This window comes from Parapedobacter composti (assembly GCF_900112315.1).
GTDB classification, from domain to species: Bacteria; Bacteroidota; Bacteroidia; order Sphingobacteriales; family Sphingobacteriaceae; genus Parapedobacter; species Parapedobacter composti.
This window is the reverse complement of the sequence record NZ_FOLL01000023.1, coordinates 55,883-62,773: the sequence shown is the minus strand read 5'-3', so window position 1 is coordinate 62,773 and position 6,891 is coordinate 55,883. Positions and strand designations below refer to the sequence as shown.

Here is a 6,891-nt window from a genome sequence, read left to right as displayed (position 1 = left end):
TACAATAACGAAAGGCCACATTCATCGCTGGGGCAGTTGACACCGACAGAGTTCCTGTTGAAATATGGAAAACTCTCCGAGTTTCCCACATTCCAGCAGGATAGCAATAGCAATTCTGATTGGAATTCTTTAGTTTTGAATGTAGCTAGCTAAGGGAAGATTACACTCCGATTGCAGCACTGCTCGCTGCATGATTTTCCTCGTTGTCCTCGCCTAATGGGAACCGGTCTCCAAGGTGCTTGCGCCAAAGTCGGCTTGCTCTTAACTGGTTGGTTTCACGTATCGCCTTGTCTGCATCAATAATAAAGTCGTCCAGAGCTGAAAGAAACTTATTTTTCCGGTCCTCATCGAAGTCCGCAAACAGGTCGTCATAGGGTATCGCTGGCACAATGCACTCGAATTTGACGTTAAGTGCTTTTTTGATTTCCTTCAATATGTCCCTCAGCGTAATATCGTCACGTTCGTTAAGTACGATTTTGTTTTTGGCATTGGTCGCCAATATGGTCAGCGCTAAGCCACTCGGCATTTTGAATGACCTATCGTCTGCCCACCCTTTGAGGTATTTGACATCTCCGACTAACCGACCTTCTTCATCCTTGTTTTCGACAAACCAGTCCACCAGCGCCTTTGGGTCGCTGTCTTCCCATCCGATGCCTTTTACGGCAAGTTGGTATTCCTGGCCCTCTATTTTAAGTATACCGGATGATCTATCTCATAGTCGCCAGCAAAAATGGAGCGCACACATTTCTTCCTGTTTTCAGGGGGCGTATCCGTATAACCGTCAACTGCCTGTCGCACCCACTCTTTGATGGTTGACGCAGATACGTCCGGCTCACGGAAGAAATATATCCCATCATCCAAATCACAGATGTCCTCGGATGTCCTGATGCCGTTCTTCATTTTATAGGAACCTTGGATGTAGAAATAAGGCTTGTAATCCGGATGATTTTCCGAAAACCATTTTCTAATCCGCTTGCGAAGGCCCTCCTTTGAGTCCTTCATTTTGTTGTTTTTGGCCGAACCGATGGAGATTTCTCCATGGTAGCGTCGGAATAAATTATTGCAATCTGCCATGTTATTTTGTATTCAAAAATTTCAGTATTTCGGTCATCTTGTTTTTCGAAAGTTCTTCACCGATTGCTTTCATCCTATCGATGTGTTTTTTCTTTGATGCATTGAGTTCAATGTTATCACCCTTCATGTCATGCTGTATCCGCAGGTATTGGAAGGCTTGCCCGGTTTTTTCCAAGGCGCGCTGGAGAAAAAGGACGTATTGCTCGGTAATCTGCGCCTGCGTATCCAAGACAAGGTCTACCAATTTTGGATTGGGGAATAACCAATCAAACACGTTCTTGGGCCTCCACGAGCGTTTGATGATTTGCTTTCCTTGGCCTGTACCGAGCGACAGCAGAGAAATATCTGCTATCGGTATACCCAATTTGTCGGTGGCTTCAAATATCCCGATTAATGAAGGGTTGTTGGCAAATACACCGCCGTCAATCATATTAATGTTGGTGCCTTCACCGAATTCATTCTTGAATTGGAACGAGTGCGGTGGGAAGTATACAGGTGCCGAAGCACTCGACATTGCTGCATGATAAGCCGGCATTTTAAAATCCCTTCGGTATTCAGGATGGTGTTTGGTTTTAAGCACATTGATTGCACCGTCGTTTCCGTTAAAAGTAGGGATGCACACGTTGGTCCGCAGGTCATTCAAAAGTGGGTCACTGCCGTCGTTTGCTTTTGCGTACACTTCTCGCAGCTTTTTCAACAATTTCTTATTGCTGTATATTGCATTGACGAATGCCCTGCTTTTTCGCGGTAAGCATCGGAAAACGAATCTCGGAAAGATGGTTTTGGCATTCTCCTCATAGAAGTGGGCTAATTCCCGAGTCGGAATCCCAAGTGCAATTCCTATGGCCAGTATAGCCCCAGTGGAGGTGCCACAGATCAAGTCGAAATGCTCATAAAGTTTTTTTTCTGGCTCTACTTTTTTGAGTTCTTCTTCCAAATCTGCAAGGACTTTGGCTGGGATAAGTCCCCTTATCCCGCCACCGTCGATGGACAATATTTTAAACTGTTTCTTTTCCTTCATGGTCTATCTAAAATGGCTCGCCAAATATTCCTGGCCAATCCGGACCTAATTGGCTACTTATACATCGTTGTAGTTTGGTGCCTAATAGTACGCAAGCTGCCTTTACATCGTCTTTCGCCTGAACAGCTGTTTTTGACTGATGGTAGAGGGTTGTGTTTGGCAAATAAACCATTTTCCTATTAGCATCCGGGAAACTGTCCTTATATCCCAGGTTAAACATCCTTTCTTTTAATTCCCGATGTTTTGAAGGAATGTCATAAGTAACAATTGTTGCCATAGTCAATTTAATATTTGGTTTGAAAAACTATTTTTAGAGGGTCGGCCTCCACCGACACCCAACTATTGTTGGTTGACAAAAATTATACCTTAATATAAAATCGTAAACCAGATATATATTTAAAGCGATATTTTCAGATTATGCCATTATGTCACTGTATCAGTCTTGTTAATTTCATGACAAAGTCTGACAGATTTACAATTTAAGTTGACACATGTGGAATTATTACTACATTTGTAAACCTTTTAAGAGTTTATCTGTCTTACATATATAAAAGGATAAATTAATCATGAATCAACTATTTGCAGATCGATTTAAGTCAGCACGGCTGCTTAATGGGTATTCTTTGCAAGGCTTGGCCGATGCGTTGGGCAACAAAGTCACCAAACAGGCTTTGCACAAATACGAAAAAGGCGAAGTCATACCAGACAGCGAAAAAATAGCCCTGTTGAGCGATGTGCTCCATGTACGTCCAGACTATTTTTTCAGGGAGATGAAAGTGGAGTTGGGCGCTATCGAATACAGGAAGCTCAAAAGAATGCCAGCCAAGGAGGAGCATAAAGTCATCGAGCAGACCCGCGAGTACCTTTCCCGGTATCTTGAGTTGGAAGAAATCTTGGGGATTGCCCAGGAATTCACCAATCCTTTGAAAGATTTTCCCGCGGTAAGCCACCATGAACAAGTTGAAGAAGCATCAATGAAGCTTCGCCAAGCATGGGAACTCGGTACCGGCCCGATTTTTAACATTCCCGAGCTCTTCGAAGACAAACACATCAAGGTAGTAGAGATTGATGCCGATGTGTCCTTTGATGGCATGCAGACCTGGGTCAATGATGCTATACCCATCGTCGCCTACAATAAAAATATTGCGGATAAGCTGGACCGCGTCCGTTTCACTCTCCTTCACGAGTTGGGCCACTTATTATTAAAAATTGATGAAAGCCTGACCGAGACGCAGAAAGAAAAACTCTGCCACCAATTTGCAGGAGCCATGCTCTTGCCCAAAAGTACTTTACTCGAAGAATTGGGCAATCACAGGTCACGCCTTTCGGTCAACGAACTGGGGAACATCAAAAAGCAATACGGTATATCCATGCAGGCCCTATTGATGCGAGCCAATGCGTGTGGCATTGTCAACAGTCATTACACCAGCCAGTTTTTCAATATGATGAAGCAGATGGGGTGGCGAAAGGAAGAGCCGATAGCCTACGAGGGGGTGGAGCAATCCAACCGTTTTGATCAATTGCTTTATCGCGCATTGGCAGAGGAACTTATTTCGGTCAGTAAAGGGGCTGCATTAAAGAATATGAAAATCTCCGATTTCAGGAGCCAATCGCTGGTTATGTAAGTTAGACAATGAAGCTTGCCATCACCGACGCCTGTATTTTCATCGACCTGCACCTACTGGAATTAGTGGTGCCGTTCTTCGAGCTGGACATCGAGGTACATACGTCATTGGACGTGTTTAACGAATTGAACGACGAGCAGCAACATTTGCTTTCCGCTTACCAGTCCATGGGCAAGCTCACGGTGCACACCATCCAGCACAACGACCGTATCGCCATTCATCAGGTTGGTTATCCACGGGGCTTGTCTGAAATGGATTGCACGGTGTTGTATTTGGCTGTACAGTTAGGGGCCATGGTGCTTAGCAGCGATAAAGCCGTGCGTAACTATGCGAAAAGGAGTTCGATTGAGTACCACGGGATGCTATGGATATTGGATGAACTCATCGCCCAAAACCGGGTTATCCCAGCGGTGGCGGCATCCAAACTCCGGCAACTCATGACAAGCAATTATATCTACCAGAACAACGCAGTGCTGTTGAAGGAAATGAATATCCGATTGAAAATATGGAATTAATTAGCCTCGTCTTACACCATGGTTAATCCCGTAATTGAAAATTTTATAGCTACGGCAGAAGAAAAAGACTTACGATTATTTGAAAATCGGGTTTTTGACTCTTTAAACAAATCCTCCGCCAGATTGAATTTGTACAACAAATGGATGTTCGGTTTGGTGGTCATTTATTTTTTAATTGTATCACCCTCAGACGAAACTACTACAATTAGCTTGCTTGGTATCAGCATCAACGATTTAAGGTTGGTCGGGCAAGCTATTCCCGCTTTGATTGCAATTCTATTTGTGTTTTATGTTAAACAAATGTTCTATCGAAATGATTTAGAGCTTGCGTATAAAATGGCTTTCGCCCGATTGATCCGCACAGAATTTGGAAGTCCAGCGAAAAATTCACACGGATTGGACTATATCACGCATTTGATTATTCCTTACAGGCCGATATATGAGATTATGAATATCAAAGGAAGGGACAAGAGTTGCATCTCCGCCATATTTAAGTTTTTAATAACTGGCATCCCCATTTTGGTAATCCAAATAGTTCCCTTATTATTTGTTGTCTACGGTGTTTGCAATAACATCATGTACAATTGGGACAGCCTATATGGGAAATCGTGCACGGTGCTTGCTGTTTGGGGGTTGCTTTTAGGTATATATCTATTTTTTACTACTCTAATAAGTAGTGTATCAGCAGGTTTAAAGGCTAATCAAAACAACAACAGCCAAATACTATGATTTTAAAGGGCTGTCCAAAAGGCAGCCCTATTGTCAAATTTGAAATTGCCAATTGCGCTTACCCCCTCTCCAAACGCTTCAACTTATCCTCCAATTCAGCAATGTACTTCCGTTGCAGGGATATAATTTCGCCTTTCCTGTTGACGTCCGGCACAAGGCCGGATACCTATAAATCGCGCAGCAGCTGGGCCGCCCTGACCGTGCTGTCACGGTTCAGGTACTTGGGACGGATTTTCCGGTAGGATTCAAGCACCTGCACAGCACGACGGTAGAGGACCGAGTCCCGCTCTGCCGATGGTACGTGCCCTTTTGGAATGGCATACACAAAATGTCCATCATCCCGGGTATATACCGGAATCTGAAAGAAATCCCGTTCCACGTGTTTGCCGCTGGTATCCGAACGGTGAAAGGCATCCACGAAAAAGTCTACCGCATAACCCGGATAGCCGAACAGGTAGCCATATCCCCGCAGTCGCTCATATTTATCCTCGTATTCGATGGTGTTGACCACCAAGGCCGGATCGCCGACCACCGATCCTGCCCTAGGTATCTTCGCCAGGTTTAGCGACCCGGCAGGCAACGTTATTGGACTGTTCCAGGAACTTCAACCCTGAACTGCAAAGGTGGTGATAAGGTAGACCATCCCTTTTCGCTCTGCAAACCCGCCGAGGCTACATTAAAGCGAAATGCTGTAATTACGTTCAAATCATATGGAAAACTATCAAAAACGCTTATATTTGCAAAGTAACAATTGCAACTGAAACGTTTGTCAAATCAGTTACTGATTTCGGGGGCTGGGAAAACGGAAGATTTGCAGACTTTGATGAAGAAAAAATAAACAAAAGCCATCCGGTTGGATGGCTTTTTAAATAATGCCGAATTGCGAATATCTATATGACATACACCGCTTAGCCCAAAAATCTGGCATGAATATCTCTATTATCATCCCGGTTTTCAATAGACCCCTGGAAGTCCGTTCGTTGCTGGAAAGCCTTGTTCATCAAACCGATGCTGCCATTGAGGTTGTCATTGTTGAAGATGGGTCGCAGGACACCTGTGAGCAAGAGGTTAACGTTTATCGTGACCGATTGAACATCAAGTATGTGTATAAAGACAATTCTGGCCCTGGGTTAACGCGGAATGTGGGGTGCCGCATGGCTACTGGTGATTACCTTATTTTTTTGGACTCGGATTGCATATTGCCGCCTCAATACGTAGCTGCAGTGCGTCAGCGCCTCGCTGCGCGATATACCGATGCCTTTGGCGGACCAGACCAAGCCCGCGACGATTTCACGCCTCTTCAAAAAGCAATCAATTATTCCATGACTTCTTTCTTCACCACCGGCGGCATCCGCGGCGGAAGCGAGAAATTGGGAAAATTCCAGCCGCGAAGCTTTAACATGGGGTTTTCCCGTGAGGTGTTTGCAAAAACCGGAGGGTTTTCGCCGATGCGATTTGGCGAGGATATCGACATGAGCCTACGGATCGCCAAAGCGGGATTCCGTACCCAACTGATAAAGGATGCCTATGTCTATCATCGGCGCCGCACGAATCTACAGCGTTTTTTCAGGCAGGTTTTTAATTCCGGCGTCGCAAGAATTAACCTTTACAAGCGGCATCCACAATCGCTCAAGGTTGTGCATACGGCCCCAGCGGTTTTTACCGTTGGCGTTGTCGTCCTGTTGGTGCTGGCGCTGCTGGTATCGCCATACTTTTTACTGCCCATATTTACCCACGCCGCCTTTATCTTCTTCGATGCGTGCCTAAAAACAGGAAACCCATGGGTGGGCTTACTCGCCATCCTAACAAGCTATGTGCAACTTATCGGCTATGGTGTAGGCTTCCTCTATGCCGGATTTACGCGTTTGGTACTGAAACGTGGGGAATTTGCGTCATTCGAAAAGTCGTTTTACGACTGATTTGCAGA

Annotated in this window: 9 protein-coding genes; 4 read left to right on the top strand and 5 right to left on the bottom strand. The window is 44.9% G+C overall.

All coding sequences use genetic code 11. The annotated features are described in order from the left end of the window. Nucleotides 1-160: 160 nt before the first annotated feature. The 4 genes from BM030_RS17925 to BM030_RS17910 form a co-directional block, all read right to left on the bottom strand. Nucleotides 161-619, bottom strand: coding sequence for a hypothetical protein (locus BM030_RS17925; RefSeq protein ID WP_090974987.1), 459 nt, complete (start codon nucleotides 617-619; stop codon nucleotides 161-163). A gap of 65 nt (nucleotides 620-684) precedes the next feature. Further along, complete coding sequence (locus tag BM030_RS17920; RefSeq protein WP_090974986.1) at nucleotides 685-1,074, bottom strand: cyclic GMP-AMP synthase DncV-like nucleotidyltransferase; 390 nt, start codon at nucleotides 1,072-1,074, stop codon at nucleotides 685-687. Between the two features lies 1 nt (nucleotide 1,075). Beyond that, the gene (locus BM030_RS17915; RefSeq protein WP_090974985.1) at nucleotides 1,076-2,095 is read right to left on the bottom strand and encodes a CBASS cGAMP-activated phospholipase; all 1,020 of its coding nucleotides are present in this window, start codon (nucleotides 2,093-2,095) and stop codon (nucleotides 1,076-1,078) included. A 7-nt stretch (nucleotides 2,096-2,102) separates the two neighbouring features. Beyond that, complete coding sequence (locus tag BM030_RS17910; protein WP_090974984.1) at nucleotides 2,103-2,372, bottom strand: hypothetical protein; 270 nt, start codon at nucleotides 2,370-2,372, stop codon at nucleotides 2,103-2,105. 289 nt (nucleotides 2,373-2,661) lie between these two features. Here BM030_RS17910 and BM030_RS17905 point away from each other — a divergent pair, with 289 nt between their 5' ends. Genes BM030_RS17905 through BM030_RS17895 form a run of 3 tightly spaced genes read left to right on the top strand, consistent with a single transcriptional unit; the run spans nucleotide 2,662 to nucleotide 4,964 of the window. Then, nucleotides 2,662-3,720, top strand: coding sequence for a helix-turn-helix domain-containing protein (locus BM030_RS17905; protein ID WP_090974983.1), 1,059 nt, complete (start codon nucleotides 2,662-2,664; stop codon nucleotides 3,718-3,720). Nucleotides 3,721-3,728: 8 nt separating this feature from the next. Beyond that, nucleotides 3,729-4,235 carry a PIN domain-containing protein gene (locus BM030_RS17900; protein WP_090974982.1) on the top strand — a complete coding sequence of 169 codons (507 nt, stop codon included), beginning with the start codon at nucleotides 3,729-3,731 and terminating at the stop codon, nucleotides 4,233-4,235. Nucleotides 4,236-4,253: 18 nt separating this feature from the next. Further along, the gene (locus BM030_RS17895) at nucleotides 4,254-4,964 is read left to right on the top strand and encodes a hypothetical protein (RefSeq protein WP_090974981.1); all 711 of its coding nucleotides are present in this window, start codon (nucleotides 4,254-4,256) and stop codon (nucleotides 4,962-4,964) included. A gap of 166 nt (nucleotides 4,965-5,130) precedes the next feature. Here BM030_RS17895 and BM030_RS17890 read toward each other — a convergent pair whose 3' ends face one another. Further along, nucleotides 5,131-5,544 (bottom strand): hypothetical protein, encoded by a 414-nt coding sequence (locus BM030_RS17890; RefSeq protein ID WP_090974980.1) that lies wholly within the window; start codon nucleotides 5,542-5,544, stop codon nucleotides 5,131-5,133. A 346-nt stretch (nucleotides 5,545-5,890) separates the two neighbouring features. Between BM030_RS17890 and BM030_RS17885 the strand changes: the two genes are divergently transcribed. After that, on the top strand, nucleotides 5,891-6,883 hold the full coding sequence (locus BM030_RS17885) for a glycosyltransferase (protein WP_090974979.1): 993 nt from the start codon (nucleotides 5,891-5,893) through the stop codon (nucleotides 6,881-6,883). Nucleotides 6,884-6,891: the final 8 nt, after the last annotated feature.